At 73.1% G+C, this 17,211-nt stretch carries 14 protein-coding genes and 1 pseudogene; 6 read left to right on the plus strand and 9 right to left on the minus strand.

The window, feature by feature from the left end; all coding sequences use genetic code 11:
* The first annotated feature begins 77 nt into the window (after positions 1–77).
* A complete protein-coding gene (locus AC0B9F_RS09275) occupies positions 78–959 on the plus strand; it encodes a LysR family transcriptional regulator (protein ID WP_472000317.1) in 882 nt (293 codons plus the stop codon).
* On the opposite strand, the gene AC0B9F_RS09280 is transcribed toward AC0B9F_RS09275, so the two are convergent.
* Complete coding sequence (locus AC0B9F_RS09280) at positions 952–1,599, minus strand: mycothiol-dependent nitroreductase Rv2466c family protein (RefSeq protein ID WP_472000319.1); 648 nt, start codon at positions 1,597–1,599, stop codon at positions 952–954. The two genes, AC0B9F_RS09275 and AC0B9F_RS09280, sit on opposite strands and share 8 nt — an antisense overlap.
* A gap of 185 nt (positions 1,600–1,784) precedes the next feature.
* Between AC0B9F_RS09280 and AC0B9F_RS09285 the strand changes: the two genes are divergently transcribed.
* Positions 1,785–2,645 (plus strand): aldo/keto reductase, encoded by an 861-nt coding sequence (locus AC0B9F_RS09285; protein WP_472000321.1) that lies wholly within the window; start codon positions 1,785–1,787, stop codon positions 2,643–2,645.
* Here AC0B9F_RS09285 and AC0B9F_RS09290 read toward each other — a convergent pair.
* A complete protein-coding gene (locus tag AC0B9F_RS09290; RefSeq protein ID WP_472000324.1) occupies positions 2,617–3,165 on the minus strand; it encodes a DUF1697 domain-containing protein in 549 nt (182 codons plus the stop codon). The two genes, AC0B9F_RS09285 and AC0B9F_RS09290, sit on opposite strands and share 29 nt — an antisense overlap.
* Positions 3,166–3,588: 423 nt before the next feature.
* Between AC0B9F_RS09290 and AC0B9F_RS09295 the strand changes: the two genes are divergently transcribed.
* Positions 3,589–5,838 carry an MMPL family transporter gene (locus tag AC0B9F_RS09295; protein WP_472000327.1) on the plus strand — a complete coding sequence of 750 codons (2,250 nt, stop codon included), beginning with the start codon at positions 3,589–3,591 and terminating at the stop codon, positions 5,836–5,838.
* 171 nt (positions 5,839–6,009) lie between these two features.
* Here the strand turns inward: AC0B9F_RS09295 and AC0B9F_RS09300 are convergent.
* The 4 genes and pseudogenes from AC0B9F_RS09300 to AC0B9F_RS09315 all read right to left on the minus strand — a co-directional run bounded on the left by AC0B9F_RS09300 (position 6,010) and on the right by AC0B9F_RS09315 (position 10,490).
* Positions 6,010–7,286: pseudogene (locus tag AC0B9F_RS09300) on the minus strand (glycosyltransferase).
* Positions 7,287–7,375: 89 nt separating this feature from the next.
* Positions 7,376–8,674, minus strand: a complete 1,299-nt coding sequence (locus AC0B9F_RS09305; RefSeq protein WP_472000900.1) for an ABC transporter substrate-binding protein — start codon at positions 8,672–8,674, stop codon at positions 7,376–7,378.
* A gap of 50 nt (positions 8,675–8,724) precedes the next feature.
* A complete protein-coding gene (locus AC0B9F_RS09310; RefSeq protein WP_472000329.1) occupies positions 8,725–9,558 on the minus strand; it encodes a carbohydrate ABC transporter permease in 834 nt (277 codons plus the stop codon).
* Complete coding sequence (locus AC0B9F_RS09315) at positions 9,555–10,490, minus strand: carbohydrate ABC transporter permease (RefSeq protein ID WP_472000330.1); 936 nt, start codon at positions 10,488–10,490, stop codon at positions 9,555–9,557. Before AC0B9F_RS09315 ends, AC0B9F_RS09310 begins: the two co-directional genes overlap by 4 nt.
* A gap of 148 nt (positions 10,491–10,638) precedes the next feature.
* On the opposite strand from AC0B9F_RS09315, the gene AC0B9F_RS09320 reads away from it, so the two are divergent.
* Together AC0B9F_RS09320 and AC0B9F_RS09325 are read left to right on the plus strand one after the other, a co-directional pair.
* Positions 10,639–11,499 (plus strand): phosphotransferase enzyme family protein, encoded by an 861-nt coding sequence (locus AC0B9F_RS09320; RefSeq protein ID WP_472000332.1) that lies wholly within the window; start codon positions 10,639–10,641, stop codon positions 11,497–11,499.
* Between the two features lie 136 nt (positions 11,500–11,635).
* The gene (locus AC0B9F_RS09325) at positions 11,636–12,673 is read left to right on the plus strand and encodes a cytochrome c oxidase assembly protein (RefSeq protein ID WP_472000902.1); all 1,038 of its coding nucleotides are present in this window, start codon (positions 11,636–11,638) and stop codon (positions 12,671–12,673) included.
* 58 nt (positions 12,674–12,731) lie between these two features.
* Here the strand turns inward: AC0B9F_RS09325 and AC0B9F_RS09330 are convergent, their stop codons facing one another.
* On the minus strand, positions 12,732–13,667 hold the full coding sequence (locus AC0B9F_RS09330) for a LysR family transcriptional regulator (protein ID WP_472000334.1): 936 nt from the start codon (positions 13,665–13,667) through the stop codon (positions 12,732–12,734).
* Between the two features lie 94 nt (positions 13,668–13,761).
* Between AC0B9F_RS09330 and AC0B9F_RS09335 the strand changes: the two genes are divergently transcribed.
* The gene (locus tag AC0B9F_RS09335) at positions 13,762–14,709 is read left to right on the plus strand and encodes a DMT family transporter (RefSeq protein WP_472000336.1); all 948 of its coding nucleotides are present in this window, start codon (positions 13,762–13,764) and stop codon (positions 14,707–14,709) included.
* Between the two features lie 72 nt (positions 14,710–14,781).
* Here AC0B9F_RS09335 and AC0B9F_RS09340 read toward each other — a convergent pair whose 3' ends face one another.
* Entirely contained in the window at positions 14,782–15,504 is a 723-nt protein-coding gene (locus AC0B9F_RS09340) for an exonuclease domain-containing protein (RefSeq protein WP_472000338.1), read from the minus strand.
* Positions 15,505–15,611: 107 nt separating this feature from the next.
* The gene (locus tag AC0B9F_RS09345; RefSeq protein WP_472000339.1) at positions 15,612–16,850 is read right to left on the minus strand and encodes an SAV2148 family HEPN domain-containing protein; all 1,239 of its coding nucleotides are present in this window, start codon (positions 16,848–16,850) and stop codon (positions 15,612–15,614) included.
* Positions 16,851–17,211 lie beyond the last annotated feature (361 nt).

Genomic DNA, 17,211 nt, shown 5'->3' on the forward strand with positions numbered 1-17,211 from the left:
CGGGAAGTCTGGTGCGGTGCCCCTCATGCGTCCAACGCATGGTTGTCATGGCACCCATGAACCAGCACCATGATCGTGTGGATCTCCAGCAGATGCGCTACGTCGTCGCCGTCGCCGACACCCGCAACTTCACCCGGGCCGCCGAGCGCTGCTTCGTGGTGCAGTCGTCGCTCAGTCACCGCATCGCCGCGCTGGAGCGGGAGTTGGGCGTGAAGCTGTTCGCCCGCTCCAGCCGGCGCGTCGAACTCACCAGTGCCGGGGCCGCGTTCGTCGCCGCCGCGCGCGAGTGCCTGGCCGCCGCGGACCGCGCGGTCGCCGACGCCCTGGCCGCGACCGGGGTGGTCCGGGGCCGGCTCGCCGTCGGCGTGATCGTCACCACGGCGGCCGTCGACGTGCCCGAGTTGCTCCAGCGTTACCGGGCCCGGCATCCGGGCGTCCGGGTCGGTCTGCGTTCCGGCCGCAGCGACGAACTGGCGGCGGCGATCCGCGACGGTGACCTGGACATCGCCTTCCTCGGCATGCCCGAGGACGAGCGGCCCAGCGGGGTGGAGACCCTCGTCCTCGACCGTGACGAGCACGTGCTGGTGGTGCCGGCCGGGCACCGGCTCGCGGACGCCGAGCGGGTCACCCTGGCGCAGATCGCCGGGGAGACGTTCGTGGACTTCGTCGAGGGCACGCCCGCCCGGGCCCAGTCGGACCGGGCGTTCGCCGCCGCCGGGCTGGCCCGGGACGTGGCGTACGAGGCCGGCGTGGTGGAGATGATCACCGGGCTGATCGCACGCGGCCTCGGTGTGGCGCTGCTGCCGTCGGCGTTCATCCGGCCGCTGGCCGCGGGCGATGCCGGTCTGGTGCTGGTGCCGGTGGTCGACGGGCCGCGCCGGGCGGAGTTGCTGGCGTGGAGCCGGTTCAACCCCAGCCCGGCGACCCGGGCGATGCTCGATGTGCTCGGGGTCAGGTGAAGGACAGTCCGCCCGTGCGGGTCCGCTTCAGTTCGAAGAGGTCGGGGTCGGCGGCCAGGACGCGGAAGCTGTCGAAGAGTTCGGCCGCCCGCTGCCCGCGCGGGATCGCCCGCAGTACGGGACCGAACCACACCGTGCCGTCGACGTGGATCGTCGGTGTCCCCACGTACGCCCCCGACTCGGGTTCGGCGCCGGCCTCGTGGCTGCGGCGCACCGCGTCGTCGTAGGACGCGTCGTGCGCGGCGGCGGCGAGGTCGGCGGGCAGGCCGAGTTCGGCGAGGGAGTCGGCGATCACCGCGTCGAAGTCCTCCTGCCCCCGCTCGTGGATGCGGCTGCCGAAGGCGGTGTACAGGTCGCGCAGGACCTTTTCGCCGTGCTGCTGCGCGGCGGCCACCGCCACCCGGACCGGGCGGATCGACTTGTCGACCAATGCGCGGTACCAGTCGGGCAGTTCGTTGCCGGTGTTGTGCAGGTACAGGCTCATCACATGGAAGCGGAGGTCGAGGGGGCGCTGCCGTTCGACCTCCAGCAGCCAGCGGGAGGTGATCCAGGCGAAGGGGCAGGCGGGGTCGAAGTAGCAGTCGACGCGGGTGGGCGAGGTGGGCGTGGGCGAGGCGCCGGTGGGCGAGGTGCTGGTCATGGCGGCGACGCTACCGGCCGGGCGGCCCGGAGGAACGGGCCATTCGAGGGCCGGTTCCGTGGGCCACTCGACGGCACGTGCACGGTCATACGTCGTACGTCATGCCGTCCACGCCAGGGAGTGGCCCCGCGGCCTGCTTCGACAACCGCGACCGCTCATCGGCCGGCACCGGTTACGCTGCCGAAATGATCGATCAGATATTCGTGCTCGGCGGCGACCTGCCGGTCCGGCGTCTGGGGTACGGCACCGCCCAGCTCACCGGCCCCGGCTACTGGGGGCACCGCGGCGATCCCGCCGACGCGGTGGCGGTGCTGCGCCGGGCGGTGGAACGCGGCGTGACGCTGATCGACACGGCCGACAACTACGGGCCGTACCTGGCCGAGGAGCTTGTCGCCGAGGCGCTGCACCCCTACCCCGAGCACCTGGTGATCGCCACCAAGGGCGGCGTCGTGCGCACCAGCGACAACGCCTGGCACATCGACGGCCGCCCCGGGCATCTGCGCGCGGCCTGCGAGGCGAGCCTGAAGCGGCTGCGCGTGGACACCGTCGGCCTGTACCAGCTGCACCGCCTGGACCCGGCCGTGCCGGTGGCCGAACAGCTCGGCGCGCTGGGCGAGTTGCGCGCCGAGGGCAAGATCCGGCACATCGGTCTGGACACGGTCACCGCCGGGCAGCTCGCCGAGGCCCTGACCTCGACGCCCGTCGCGGCCGTGCAGAACCGCTACCACGTCCTGGACCGCGCCTCGGAGCCGCTGCTGGCGCTGTGCGAGGAGCGCGGCATCGCGTTCCTGCCCTGGTTCCCGCTCGGCAACGGGACGCTGGCCCGGGACCCGGTGTGCGCCTCGGTGGCCGCGGCGCACGGCGTCACGCCGGCCCAGGTCGCGCTGGCCTGGCTGCTGCACCGCTCCCCCGTGCTGTGCCCGACGCCCGGCACGGGCAGCCCGGAGCACCTGGAGGAGAACCTCGCCGCGGCGGACGTACGGCTGACGGACGGGGACCTGGCCCGGCTGGACGCGCTCAGCTCCGGGTCATCTCCGCGAGCTTGACGACGGTGTTCCAGTTGCGGGTCGTGGCGATCAGGCCCTTGCTGACGCGCGGCCGCCGGGACAGGGCCTCGGCGAGCTTGGAGCGGCCGAGGCCCTCCGGGGCGTACAGATACAGGGCGCGGTCGCCGAGGCGGAACTCCTCCGGGGCGTAGGCGGCCGGGTCGATCTCCGCGAACCGCTCGGGGCCGGCCTGCTCGGAGAAGTACGTGACGTGCAGCTGCTTGGCCTCCAGCTCGGCCGCCGGGAACGGGCAGGCGTCGACGACCGCGCTCAGATAGGCGTGGTCGCGCACGATCACGTCGACCCCGAAGCCGAACCGCTCCTCGATCGCGGCCGTGAGACCGGCGGCGAGGGAGTCCTCGCCGCCGTGCGCCGAGGAGAACACGGCCTGGCCGCTCTGCAGGTAGGTGCGTACGTCGTCCAGGCCGAGGCCACTCATCAGGGTGCGCAGGTCGGCCATCGGCAGCTTCCTGCTGCCACCCACGTTGATACCGCGCAGCAGCGCCGCATAGGTCGTCATCCGCCCACCATAGAGCGGCCGTCGTGCCCCGTGGGGGCGGGCACGACGGCCGTGGTCCCGGAAGGGATTGCGCGAAACTCTGGCCGATGAGGCGGGTGCGGATCAACATCTCCACACAGCTGTGACTTGTTCAACAACCTTTCGTAATCACAAAGCGGCACCGGACCGGCGGATCGGACACGTCCGTGCCCGCGGCTCGCCCTCTCCACCTTCGGCGCCACCCTGATCGACAGCCCTCAGGGCGGGTGACAGATGTAAGGGGCACCCTCCGCCCCTGTGGGGAGGCCGCGGTGTCCGCAGGGAGGAGCGGGGGCGGCGGCGGCTCACCGGGCAGCACGACGAGATGGCTTTATGCGGCCCCTACCGTCGAGGTGAAAGGTGGCGGCAGGGGGCCGCCACCGTGCACAAGGGGGCAGGCCCGTCATGGGGAGTGGAGAAGCGCGGGTGCGGGGGATCGCCGCCCGGGCGGGCGGCTGGAGCGCCCGGCACCGGTGGGCGGCGGTCGGCATCTGGGTGCTGTTCGTCGTCCTGGCGATGGGGCTGGGGTCCGCGGCGGGCCGGGTCGACGTCGACGACAGCGACCAGCTCAAGGGCGAGACGCACACCGCGGCTCAGATCATCAAGGACGCCGGGATCAAGGAGCCCGCGAGCGAGACCGTCCTCGTCCAGGCGGCGGACGGCCGGTTGCAGGCGACCGACGCGGAGTTCCGGTCCGCCGTCGACGCCGTCGTCAAGGCCGTCGACGGCACCGGCCGGGTCACGGACGTGACATCGCCGTACACCACGCACACGATTTCCAAGGACGGGCACAGCGCGCTGGTGCAGTTCGACATGCGCGGTGACGCGGCCACCGCCGGCGACCGGGTGGAGCCGGTGCTGAAGGCCGTCGAGGGGGTGCAGAAGGAGCACGCCGGCACGCTGCGGATCGAGGAGATCGGCGGCGCGAGCATGAACAAGACGTTCAGCGACGCGTTCGGGGACGACTTCCAGAAGGCCGAGTACTCGGCGGTGCCGGTGGCGCTCGGCATCCTGCTCATCGCCTTCGGCGCGCTGGTGGCGGCGCTGCTGCCGGTGGCACTGGCGATCACCGCGATCATGGCGACGATGGGCCTGATGGGGCTCGTCAGCCACTTCCAGCCGATGAGCGACACCGCCAACTCCGTAATGCTGCTGGTCGGTATGGCGGTCGGCGTGGACTACTGCCTGTTCTATCTGCGCCGTGAGCGCGAGGAGCGGGAGGCCGGCCGGGACGCGCGCACGGCCCTCAGGATCGCCGCCGCGACCAGCGGCCGGGCCATCGTGGTCTCCGGTGTGACCGTGTGCGTGGCGATGGCGGGCATGCTGTTCACCGGGCTCGCCACCTTCGAGGCGATGGGGCTGGCCTCGCTGATGGTGGTGGCCGTCGCCATGGTCGGCTCGGTGACCGTGCTGCCGGCGCTGCTGTCGCTGCTGGGCGAGCGCGTGGAGAAGGGCCGTCTGCCGTTCCTGAACCGCCGTCGCCGCAAGGGCAACGGGGAGAGCCGGTTCTGGTCGGCCGTCGTCAAGGCCGTCCTGGCCCGGCCGGTGGTGTCCGTGGTGGTCGCGGGCGGCGCGCTGCTCGCCGTGGCGGCGCCGGCGCTCGGCATGAAGACGCAGCAGCTCACCCTGGACCAGGAGTTCGGCGACTCGCTGCCCATCGTGCAGACCTATAACCGGGTCAACGACGCCTTCCCGGGCGGTTCGGAGCCGGCCGAGGTGGTCGTGAGGGCCAAGGACATCGGCGCTCCCGAGGTGAAGGCGGCGCTCGCCGACTTCCGTGACCGGGCGATCTCCTCGGGCGCCTCACGCGGCCCGGTCGACATCAAGGTCCACGAGAAGCAGAACGTCGCCTTCGTCTACGTCCCGCTGGTCGGCGGCTCCGACCAGGACACGGCGGTCGTCAGCCTGGAGAAGCTGCGCGACGACGTACGCCCGGCGACCCTGGGCAAGGTGGCGGGCGTCCAGGCGCCGATCACCGGGCAGGTCGCCGGCTCGCACGACTTCAACGACCAGCTCGTCGGCTCGGTCGTACCGGTCTTCGTCTTCGTGGTGGTGTTCGCCTTCGCGCTGATGCTGCTGTCCTTCCGCTCCCTGACCATCGCGATCACCTCGATCGTGCTGAACCTGCTGTCGGTGGGCGCCGCGTACGGCATCCTCGTCGCGGTCTTCCAGCACGGCTGGGGCGCTTCCCTGGTCGGCGCGGAAGGGGTCGGCGCGATCATCACCTGGCTGCCGCTGTTCCTGTTCGTGATCCTGTTCGGCCTGTCGATGGACTACCACGTGTTCGTCGTTTCCCGGATCCGCGAGGCGCGGCTGCGCGGGCGGTCGACGAAGGACTCGATCACGCACGGCGTGGTCACCACGGCAGGTGTGGTCACCAGCGCCGCGGTCATCATGGTCGCCGTCTTCGCGATCTTCGGCACGCTGTCGATGCAGTCGATGAAGCAGATGGGTGTGGGCCTGGCGGCCGCCGTCCTCATCGACGCGACCGTCATCCGGGGCGTGCTGCTGCCGGCGGTCATGGCGCTGCTGGGCGAGCGCAACTGGTACCTGCCGAAGTGGCTGCACCGGCTGCCTGACCTGACCCACGACGAGGCGCCGGAGGCCATCGCGGCCGAGCCGGCGCGGGGCGAGGGCGAACCGCTGCGGGTGTGACGTCCCCGCCGCGGCCCGAGGGCCCGCCGGTCGTCTCCGGACCGGCGGGCCCTCGCACGCGCCGGCATCGCTCAGCGCACCGCGTGCGGCGTCCCTCAACGCGCCGCAGTGCGGCCTCCCGCGGCGACCGCGTGCGGCGTCCCTCAGCCGACCGCGTCCGGCGTGCGTCCCTCAGCGGCCGCGTGCGGGCAGTTCGGCCTCGATCAGGTCCGCTGCCCGCCGGGTGCCGCCCTCCTGGGCCATCGCGGCCTGGATCTCCTTCAGCCGCCGGGCCACCTCCGCGTCGCCGACGAGGGCGAGGGCGGCCTCGCGCAGCACCTCGGCGGTGGCCTCCTCCGTCGCCAGCCGCCGTGCCACGCCGAGCTGCTGGAGCATGTCGGCGTTGCCGAACTGGTCCGCCGCCTGCGGTACGGCGATCATCGGCGTACCCGTGGCCAGCCCCTCCTGGCTGCCGCCCGCCCCGGCGTGCGTGACGAACAGGTCGGCCTCCTTCAGGATCGCCAACTGCGGCACCCAGTCCCGGACTTCCACGCCGGGCGGTACGTCGCCGAGCTCGGCGGGGTCGACGTGCTTGCCGATCTGCAGCACGGTGTGCCAGCCGGGCAGGTCGCCGAAGGCGCGCACGCACTCCCGGTAGAAGTCGGGCCGCTTGGTGAAGGCGGAGCCCAGCGACACCAGCGCCACCTTCTCGGCGCCGGCGGGCCGCTGCCATGTGCCCTGTGCGGCGCGGTCGCCCTGGCAGGCGCCGACGAAGGTGTACACGCGCTCGTCGACCCGGTCGGCGTGCGGCTGCAGCGCCTTCGGGATCAGCACGAGGGAGCGGGCGGGCCGGCCGGCGAAGTCGTCGGGGTGCTGGGCGATCCCGTTCTCCTCGAGCCAGGCCTGGAAGCGCGCGTAGTAGGCCTGGCCGCGCGGCGTCTTCCTGGGCTTCGCCCACATCGGTTCGGCGACCTCCTCCTCGTAGCCATCCCAGGCGACGAGGCTGGGCGAGAGGGAGATCGCGGGGACGCGCCAGCGGTGGGCGAGGACGCGGGCCGGGTAGGAGGCGATGTCATGCAGCACGAGGTCCGGTTCGTCGCCGCGATAGGCCTCGATCAGCTGCGGCAGGGCCTGGACGGCGTCGTTCAGGAACGGTTCGACGTTGTCCAGCAGGGTGTCGCCCCAGGCCGACGGGTCGTCGTCGGGCGAGGGCAGGGTGGAGTTCCACACTTTCGGTTCGGCGCCGGTCGCGGCGACCTTGTCCGCGAAGACGGGCGGGATGGCGTAGGTGACCCGGTGCCCGCGCGCGACGAGCTCCCGGATCACTTCCAGGCTGGGGTTCACATGGCCGTGGGCGGCGATGGAGAACATGGCGATGTGGGCGCGACTGGTCATGCGCCGCACCCTAGTACGAGACGAGACGTCTCGTCCAAGCGTTTTCCCGAGAGCGATCCGTTCCGGTCACGCAAAGGGGACGGAGAGAGAGAGGGGGACGGGGAGGGGGACGGAGAGGGGACGGAAAGGGAAGCAGGACCGCCGTACGGCCGCCGTGGAGCGGTCAGCGCTGGTAGCGGGCCAGGACCAGGTTGCCCTCGTGCTCCAGGCGGCGGCGCAGTTCGGGCAGGCCGATCGCGCCGCTGTAGTACTCCTGGAAGGCCGGCGTGGCCACCTTGTCCTTCCACTCGGGGTAGCCGCGCACCGACTGTGCGGGCGCCGAGGTGAGCCGGCCGGCCAGGGCGGTGCCGGTCGCCCAGCCGTCCTTCGCGGTGTGCAGGGCGGGGTCCCGCAACGCCTCGGTGCCCGTGGGCAGCATCCAGTCGCCGAGCGCCAGCCGGACCATGTTCGCCGGCCGCAGCAGGAAGTCGAGGAAGGCGGCGGCCTCCTTCTTGTGCGGGCTGTCCTCGGCGATCGAGAGGGTCTGCGGGCTGACGCCCTGAGTGAGCCCGCCGGCTCCGGCCGGGGCGGGCAGCACCTGCCAGGCGAAGCCCTTCGGCGCCTGCTGGGCGATCTGCTGGCGGTAGGAGAAGCCGAGCGGCACCATCGCGTACCGGCCGCCGAAGAAGCCGGGCAGGGTGTCGGAGCCGCCGCTGCCGAGGGTGGAGCGCGGGGCGCTGTGGTCGGTCGCCACCTGGTCGCGGATGGTGCGCGGCACCTCGGCGTCGGCGGCCTCGAAACGGACGGTGACCTTCCCGTCGGCGCCGCGGTGGAAGAGCCGGCCGCCCGCGGACAGCGACAGGTTCAGCGTCGCGGACACCGGCTCCTTCAGCGGCCAGGCGACCCCGTACCGGCCGTCGCCGCTCAGCCGTTCGGTCACCTGCCGGAACTCGCGCCAGCTCCACGGGTGTTCGGGCGTCGGGACGCGGACGCCCGAGCGGCGCAGCCAGGTGGCGTTGGCGACGAGCACGCGCGGCTCCTGGAGGAACGGCACGCCGTAGACGCCGTCGCCGAAGGTGGTCGTCGCCCAACTGTGCTGCGGGATGGCGTCCTTGAGCCGCCGCGGGAGCAGGCCGGTGAGGTCGGCGAGGTAGCCGCCGTGCGCGAAGTCGGCGAGGTCGTCGGCGGCGTCATGGATGACGTCGGGCGCCTCGCCGCCCTCGAAGGAGGTGAGCAGCTGGTCGTGGACGCTGTCCCAGCTGCCCTGGACGTACTTCACCTGCACGTCCGGGTGCGCGGTGTTCCACTCGCGCACCAGCTCCTCGGTGGCGCGCACGGACTCGTCCTGCCAGGCCAGGGACTGGAAGCGCAGGGTGATCCGTCCGCCGTCCGCGGGATGCGGTGAGCAGGCGGCGAGCAACAGCAGGAGCACCGCGAGCAGCCGGGTGCGCGTCGGTGCGGTGCCCTTCGGTGGGGTGCGCATCAGTGCCGGTGCGGTGCCCTTCGGTGGGGTGCCCTTCGCTGGGGTGCGCATCAGCCTCTCACCGCCCCGGCGAGCAGTCCGCCCGCGATCCGCCGCTGCACCAGCGCGAAGAAGGCCAGCGAGGGGATCGTGGCGAGGACGGACGCGGCGGCCAGCGGCCCGAGGTCGGCGACACCCTCGGCCCCGATGAAGTGGGTGAGCACCACCGGCAGGGTCTGTTTCTCCGGGGTCTTGAGCAGCACCAGCGCGAAGAAGAACTCGTTCCACGCGGTCACGAACGAGAACAGCGCCGTCGCCGCGATGCCCGGGGCGAGCAGCGGCGCCGTCACCGAGACGAGGATCCGCAGCCGCCCGGCCCCGTCGACGGCCGCCGCCTCCTCCAGTTCGGCGGGGACGGCCCGGACGTAGCCGGTGAGCAGCCACAACGCGAACGGCAGCGCCCACACGACGTACACCATGACCAGCCCGGCCGGGGAGTCGACCAGCCGCAGGGCGCGCAGCAGCAGGAACAGCGGGATGATCAGCAGGACGAACGGGAACGCCTGGCTGACCACCACCCAGCCGCTCGCCGCCCGGGCGAGCCGGGTGCGGTGCCGGGCCAGGACGTACGCCATCGGCGTGGCCAGGCATACGGCGATCAGCGCGGCGGCGAGCGCGACGAGCAGGGAGTTCGCCGCGGACCGCAGCAGGGGCTGTTCGTCGAAGGCCTGACGGAAGTTGGCGAGGGTGGGGTCCTGCGGGATCCAGGTGGGGTGCAGACGGGCCAGTTCGCGCGGCGGCTTGAAGGCGGTGGACAGCAGCCACAGGAAGGGGAACGCGAGGAAGACCAGGTACGCCAGCAGGGCGGCGTACTGGCCGGCGCGGGTGCTCCTGCGGACCTTCACCGCTCCTCGCCTCCCCGCAGCCGGCCCGCCAGGAACACGGCGAGACAGACGGCGACCACCGCGACCAGCACGCAGCCCATCGCGGCGGCGTAGCCGAACTGGCCGTAGCGGAAGGCTTCTTCGTAGGCGAAGAGCATCGGCAGCCGGGTGCGTCCGCCGGGACCGCCGTTGGTGAGGACGTAGACCAGGGCGAAGGCGTTGACGTTCCAGATGAGGTTGAGCGCGGTGATGGCGAGGGCGATCGGGCGCAGCGCCGGCCAGGTGACCGCGCGGAAGCGGCGCCAGGCGCCGGCGCCGTCCAGGGCGGCGGCCTCGTGCAGGTCGCGCGGGGTGTTCTGCAGGCCGGCGAGCAGGGCGACCGTGGTCTGCGGCAGGCCCGCCCAGACGCCGACGACGATCACGGCGGGCAGGGCGGTGGACAGCGAGCCGAGCCAGTCGCGGCCGCCGCCGAGGCCGAGGTCGCGCAGGGTCTCGTTGAGCACGCCCGCGTCGGTGTTGTAGACGAGCCGCCACATGATGCCGACCACGACCTCCGGCATGGCCCACGGCACGATCGCCAGCGCCCGGGCGAGCCAGCGCAGCGTCAAGTCCTGGTTGAGCAGCAGGGCGAGGCCGAGCGCGAGCAGGAACTGCGGGACGGTCACGCCGACGGCCCACACCAGGCCGATCCTGAAGGACTCCCAGAAGAGGGTGTCGTGCAGCAGGTCCCGGAAGTTGAGGGCGCCGATGAAGTGGGTGGGCGCGGCGCGGCCGGACTGGGCGTCGGTGAACGCCAGCGCGATGCCGTGGAGCAGCGGGCCGACGCTCAGCACGAGGATGGGCAGCAGCGCGGGCAGGACGAGGAACCAGGCACCGCGGTCGAGGGGGCGCCCGGGGGCCGGGGAGCGTGGCGCGCGCGGGGCCGACCGCCTCACGTCCGCCGCTGCCGTCACGGAATCAGCCCCTTTGGACACCCTTGGGTTGGCATGACCATGGTCGTCAACCCGATGGCCCCCGTCAAGGGACCGCGCACCGGGGCCGACCTGGACGGATGGGAGACTGACGCCCACACGGTCCGGGAACGGAACACGGAGGCGGACGATGGACGAGGCGCGGGCGCGGCAGGTACTGGGCGCATCGAAGGTGCTGCCACAGGCCGGGGACGCGCGGCTGCTCGCCCTCGGCGAGAACGCGGTGTTCGCCGCCGGCGACCTGGTCGTCAAGGTGGGCCGCGACGCCGAACTGCTGGACCGCGCCCGCCGCGAACTGGACATCGCGCTGTGGCTGGCCCACGCCGGCGTCCCGGCCGTCCGCGCGGCCGAGCCGGAGCCGCTGCTGGTCGAGGGCCACCCGGTCACCGTGTGGCACCGGCTGCCCGAGGCGGTACGGCCCGCCGAGCCCCGCGACCTGGCGACGCTGCTGCGGATCGTGCACGCCCTGCCCGCGCCCTCCTTCGCGCTGCCCCGCCGGGAACTCCTGGGCGGGGTGGAGCGCTGGCTGCGGCTGGCGGGCGACGCGATCGACCCGGCCGACGCCGCCTACCTGCGTGAGCGCCGCGACGGTTTCGCGTCGGCCGCGGCCGCGCTCACCCCGCACCTGCCGCCCGGCCCGATCCACGGTGACGCCCTGCCCCGCAACGTCCACATCGGCCCCGACGGCCCGGTCCTGGTCGACCTGGAGACCTTCTCCGCCGACCTGCGCGAGCACGACCTCGTCGTCATGGCCCTCTCGCGCGACCGCTACGGCCAGCCCGCCGACGCGTACGAGGCCTTCACCGCCGCCTACGGCTGGGACGTACGGGAGTGGGAGGGCTGCGCGGTGCTGCGCGGCGCGCGGGAGACGGCCAGCTGCGCCTGGGTCGCCCAGCACGCGCCGAGCAACCCCAAGGCGCTGGCGGAGTTCCGCCGTCGCGTGGCGTCCCTGCGGGAGGGCGACGCGACCGTGCGCTGGCTGCCCTTCTGAGCGCCTAGGGGCCCTGAAGCTTCTTCTTCGGGGCCCGCTGCCGATCATCCAGCGGCGGGGGGCTACCGTCCCGCAGTGAAGGTGCGGCGACCGGCCCCGTGAGGCCGGAAGGAGGACGAACCGCGTGGCCGGTGACATGGTGACCGAGACGGCAGGACAACTCCCGGAGCTGACCGTCGGCAGGCTGCTGTCCTCGTGGCAGCTGGACGTCCCGGCGCTGCTGCTGGTGGTGGTCCTGGGCGCGCTCTACGGCTGGGGCGTGGCCCGGCTGCACCGGCGCGGCGAGCCCTGGCCGCCCGGCCGCGCCGCCGCCTTCGCGCTCCTTGGACTGGGGGGCCTGGTCGCGGCCACCATGTCCGGGCTCGCCGTCTACGATCACGTGCTGTTCTGGCCTGCCGCCGTGCAGAACATCCTGCTCGACCTCGTCGCCCCGCTGGGCCTGGCCCTCGGCGATCCGCTGCGGCTGGCCGTCGAGGCGCTGCCGAAGGGTTCAGGGGCGCGGGTACGGCGGCTGATGACCGGGCGGGTGGTGCGGACGCTGACGTTCCCCATGGTGAGTACCGCTCTGGTGCTGGGCACCGAGCTGACGATCTACTTCACGCCGTACTTCGCCACCGCTCTGCGCGTCGGCTGGCTGCACGAGCTGATGTACCTCCACCTGCTGGCGGCCGGCAGCCTGGTCGTCGTGCCCGTGCTGACGCGCGAGGAGGCGCTGCCGGCGTGGTGCACGCATCCCGTACGCGCGGCGCTGGTCTTCCTGGACGGGATCGTGGACGCGGTTCCCGGCGTCGTCGTCATGACGCACGGCACGCTGATCGCGGGGGCCTGGTATCTGCACCACGCACCGTCCTGGTCACCGGACGTCCAGCACGACCAGCAGATCGGCGGCGGCGCGATGCTCAGCATTGCCGAGCTGGTCGCGCTGCCCTTCATCATGGCGATCCTGTACCAGTGGGCGCGCGCTGAACGCGCTCAGAACGCGGCCCTGGACCGCCGGCTGGACGCTGAACTCGCCGTCGCGCCCGCCACCGCCCTTCCCCCCGACCGGGGACAGGGCCGTGCCCACCCCGGCGACGCGACGCCGGGCGCGGTGTCCGAGCGGGTACGCCCGTGGTGGGAGACGGAGCAGAACGACGTGGCCGCCCGCATCCGACGCCAGCGCGGGGGCGACTGACGGATCAGGCGCCGGGATCAGGCGGGCCACACCGAGATCGTCCACTTGCGGTCAGCGGTCACGGGACAGCCTCAGGGGCCGTCATCGCGTCAAGATCGCGGTCCCGGATGGTCCGTGCCGCGCGCCCAAGTTCGGTCAGGACCGTCCGGACCGCCGCTCTCGCCGTGCGTTCCGGGCGGCACAGCACGTCGATGTGACGGCGGGCCCGGACGCCGCTGAGCGGCCGCAGGATCAGGTCCGGATGGGGGCGCATGGTCCAGCGGGGCATCAGCGCGATGCCGCCCCCGGCGGCGACGGCCTCGGCGACCACCGCGAACTCGTTGATGCGGTGCGCCAGGTGCAGCCGGCGCCCGGCCGCCGCGGCGATCGCGTCGATCGACGCCATGACCGGGAACCCGTCGTGCACCGTGATCCACGGTTCGCCGGCCACGTCCAGCGGGGTGAGCCGCCGTTTGCCGGCGAGCGGGTGCCCGGCGGGCAGCGCCACGTCGAGCGGCTCGCGCAGCAGCGTGGTCGCGGCGACCGTGCCCGGCCAGGGCGGGGCATGGTCCAGGCGGTGGGCGAGCACCAGGTCGTAGACACGGGTCAGCCGGGGGAAGTCCTCCTGCGGCACGTCCTCGTCGGCGAGTGCGAGCCGCGGCCCGCCGGGGGCGGCGAGGGCGCGCAGCAGCAGCGGGAAGAAGGCCGAGCCGGCGCTGTGGAACGCGGCCACCGACACCTCCCCGCCGGACTCCCCCACGAAGTCCTCCACGGCGTGCCGGGCCCGTGCCAGCGCCGTCTGAACGTCGACGGCCGCGGCCGCCAGCGCCTGCCCCGCGTCGGTGAGCACGAGCCGCCGGCCCTGCCGCTCGGTCAGCGGCACCGGCATCGTGCGCTGCAGCAGCCGGAGCTGCTGGGAGATCGCCGACGGGGTCACCAGCAGCGCCTCGGCGACCGCGCTGACGCTGCCCAGTTCCCCCAGTTCGCGCAGGATCCGCAGCTGCCGTTCGTCCATTCCCGCAGTGTAGGGGCATGGTGTAGGGCTGCTAAAAGATCGTTGAAGGAAGTGGTTCTGGGCTTCAGGGTCGTCGCCGGTGCACGGTGGGCGGGTGTCCGACGCCCGCCGTACCGATGCGGTACTCCTCCTGGTCGCGCTCGTCTGGGGTTCCAGCTATCTCTCCGCCCAGACGGCCACGGCCGCGCTGCCCGTCCTGTCCGTGCTCTTCGCTCGTTACGCCCTCTCCCTCGTCGCCTGCCTCGGTCTGCTCGCCGGCCGTCGCGGGCCGCTGCGGCCGCGCCGCGACGAGTGGCGTGCCGGGCTGCCGCTCGGCGTCACCCAGGCCGCGGTCCTGATCGTGGAGACCTACGGCGTCGCCCACACCACGGCCGCCAACGCGGGGCTGATCATCAGCCTGACCATCGTCCTCACCCCCCTTCTCGACCGCTCCGGTCACCCGGGCGGGCTGCCCGGCTCCTTCTACGCCGCCGCCGGCGTGTGCGTGCTCGCCGTCGGGCTCCTGATGTCCGGCAACGGCTTCCACGCCCTGCGTCTCGGCGACCTGCTGATGCTGGCGGCCGCCGGGGTGCGGGCGGTCCACGTGGCCCTGGTCGGCCGGCTCACCGTCCGCCGGGCCGTGCGCCCGCTGCATCTCACGGCGGTGCAGACGGCCGTCGGCACGGCCCTGTTCCTGCCCGCGACCGCCGCCGGGCTGCCGGACCTGGTCCACGCCCCGGCCGCCACCTGGACGCAGCTGCTCTACCTCGCCCTGTTCTGCAGTGTGTTCGCCTTCCTGGCGCAGACCTGGGCGGTGCAGCGCACCTCCGCCAGCCGGGCCAGCCTGCTGCTGGGCACGGAGCCGGTGTGGGCCGCGGTGGTCGGCGTCGCGCTCGGCGGCGAGCACCTCACGGCGCTCACGGGATTGGGCGCGGCGCTGATGGTCGCGGGGACGTACTGGGGGCAGGCGGTGGAGAGGTCTCACCGCAGGACGGCCGCGACGGCCGGCGACCCCTCGGACAGTACGGCCTCCCGGCGGGCTCCCACGCTCACCGGGAGCTGACGGCACGCCGCTGGGCGGAAGGTGTCGTCCGCTCAGCTCTGGCGCAGGGCCGGTCGCCAGCCCCGCGGTGCGTCACACCCGCTCCCCCGCCACCTCCCGCACCGGCCATCTGCCGTCCACGACAGCGTCCGCCTCCCCCTTGCGGCGCAGGAAGGCCTGGAAGTCCGCCGCCCACTGCGCGTACCACTCGATCTGACTGCGGTGCAGCTCCGCCGGGCCCAGGGACGCGATCTTGGGGTGGCGGTCGGCTATCGCGCCGGCCAGCCGGGCCGCGGCGAGGGCGTCGGCACAGGCGTCGTGCGCGGCGTCCAGCGGGACGCCGTACTCCGCGCAGACGGCTTCGAGGTTGCGCTTGCCGCGGCGGTAGCGGTCGGCCCAGCGGTCGATGGTGTACGGGTCGACGACGGGGGCCGGGTCCTGGCCGCCGAGCCGGTCGCGCAGGGACGGCAGGCCGTGCCGCAGCAGTTCGGCGGAGAGGAGGGTGAGGTCGAAGGCGGCGTTGTAGGCGACCACCGGGACGCCCGTCTTCCAGTAACCGGCGAGGACGTCCGCGATCGCGTCGGCGACCTGGTCCGCAGGCCGGCCCTCGGCCGCCGCGCGCTCGTTGCTGATGCCGTGCACCGCCACCGCGTCCGGCGGGATCTGCACGCCGGGGTCCGCCAGCCATTCCCGGCGCCCCAGCACCTGCCCGGCCCTGACCTCGATCACGGCGCCGGTGACGATGCGCGCCTCACACGGATCCGTGCCGGTGGTCTCCAGGTCGAAGCCGATGAGCAGCTCGCGGTGCCAGGCCATGGCGGCCCCCCTTCTAGGTGGTGCTGTCCCCCAGTGGCCTCCACCATCGCACGGCCCACTGACAATCGTCCGGCGGCCGGTTCACCCGGCCCCAGCCGAGGGACACTTCAGGACACCGGCCGCGAATCCGCCCAAGCCATCTCGAACTCCTCGCGATAGGTGGAGAACAGCCCGCCGTCCTCGACGCCGTCCGACTTCACCACCCGGTTGCCTCCGCGCAGCACCAGCACCGGCGCCTCCATCCCCCGGGCCCGCCGCAGATAGGACTGCACGACGGCGACGCCGTCCGCGCCGTCGCCGTCGACGAGGTAGGCGGTGAAGCGCGGGGTGTCGTCGTAGACCTGGATCTCGAAGGCGCCGGGGTCGCGCAGCCGGGCGCGGACCCGGCGCATGTGCAGGATGTTCATCTCGACCGAGCGGCTCAGCTCGCCCCGCTTCATGCCCAGTTCGCGCTCGCGCCGCTTGACGGAGCTGGAGGCCGGGTTCAGGAACAGCAGCCGGATGCGGGCGCCGGCCTCGGCCAGGCGCACCAGGCGGCGGCCGGAGAAGTTCTGCACGAGCAGGTTGAGGCCGATGCCGATGGCGTCGAGGCGGCGGGCCCGGCCGAAGATGTCCTCGGCCGGGAACTGGCGCATCAGCCGCACCCGGTCCGGGTGCACGGCGACGACGTCCGCGTACCGGTCGCCGACGAGGTCCTCGACCGCGTCGACGGGCAGCCGGCGCGCGGAGGGCACGTCGCCGCTCGTGCCGAGCATCTCCAGCAGCCGCGCGGACGCCCGCTCGGCCTGGCCGAGGACCGCCTCGGACAGGGCGCGGTTGCGGGAGACGACGTTGCGGGTCACCTCCAGCTCGTCCAGGGCGAGCTCGACGTCGCGGCGGTCGTCGAAGTACGGCTCGAAGCACGGCCAGTGCTGCACCATCAGCTCCCGCAGCTGAGGCAGCGTGAGGAAGCTGATGACGTTGTCGTCGGCCGGGTCCAGCAGATAGCCCTTGCGGCGGCTGACCTCGCGGACGGCTGCCGCGCGCTGCACCCACTCCTGTCCGGCGGGTCCGGCGGCGGCGACCACCCAGTCGTCGCCGTGGACGGGCTCGTAGACGGGCCGCAGCACGGCGGCCACGACGGAGCGCAGCCGCTGCTCGACGAGGTTCAGCCAGATGTAGGCCCGGCCGGCCCGCTGGGCGCGGGTGCGCACCTCGCGCCAGGCGTCGGCGTCCCAGTCCAGTTCCGGTCCGATGGCGCCCGTCTGCATGGGCCTGGCCAGTGACACCGCTCCGGGCGGGACCTCTGCGGAGTTCCCCTCACGACCCTCGTCGCCAGGGGGTAGCTCCAGCTCTCCCGAGCCCACCCGCGCACCGCCTTCCGCTCCCCCGAGCACTCCCCGCTCTCAACGATCAAGGAAGGGTACTCCGCGAGCGCCCGGCGGTGCAGCCCGATGGGCAGGGTCACTTCTCAACTGCGCCGATTCCCGGGGCCGTTCCGGGCAGCCGGGGGTACCAGGAGTGAGCGGATTCATAGCGCGCGCTGACACTCGGTCACATGCGGACGCATGTTCCTTTTCGGCGCCCGCAGGCTCCACCGAAGGCTTCGTCCGCCACCTTCGGCAACCACCACCCCTCCAGCCCCAGGGGTCCCTCCACCCCCGGCTGCACCATTTGGCGCAAGATCGCCGTTTCGCTCCGGTCTTCCGGCAAAAGGGATGTACGTCA

Source organism: Streptomyces sp. NPDC097129, assembly GCF_055668065.1.